We start from the raw sequence: 355 nt of genomic DNA, 5'->3' as shown, positions 1-355 counted from the left end.
CCCGGAACAACGAAGTTGAGCACCGTGTTGTCGGCATTCGCCGCAACGCGATCGGCATCAGCCTTGACCGTGACGGTGTACGTCACCGTCTTGCTCTCGCCGGCCGCAAGGGTTCCCGTCACCGAGAAACCATCCGTGCCGACCATCGCAGCAGTCAACGGAGCATCAGCACTCAAGCTGCCCGCAACCAGATCAGCATCATCGAGCAGACCACGCAGATCATCGAAGTGCGCAACCTCACCCGCACCGTTACCGGTGTTCGTAAATGTGAGCGTGTACTTGATGTCCTGACCGGCAACAATATTCGAACCCGACACCGGATCAGAGGACTTCACCACAGCAATCTTCGGAGAGA

1 protein-coding gene is annotated in these 355 nt (G+C 58.0%); it reads right to left on the bottom strand.

The genetic code is table 11. The features are described from left to right. The coding region (locus ACN50D_RS31265) for a hypothetical protein (protein WP_419970264.1) at nucleotides 1-335 on the bottom strand (335 nt) is incomplete at its 3' end. Nucleotides 336-355 lie beyond the last annotated feature (20 nt).

Source organism: Rhodococcus sp. SB1D (genome assembly GCF_048573875.1).
In the GTDB taxonomy this organism is placed as follows: Bacteria; Actinomycetota; Actinomycetes; order Mycobacteriales; family Mycobacteriaceae; genus Rhodococcus_F; species Rhodococcus_F qingshengii.
Note: the sequence above shows the minus strand (reverse complement) of the source record. Positions and strands in the feature narration are given on the sequence as shown.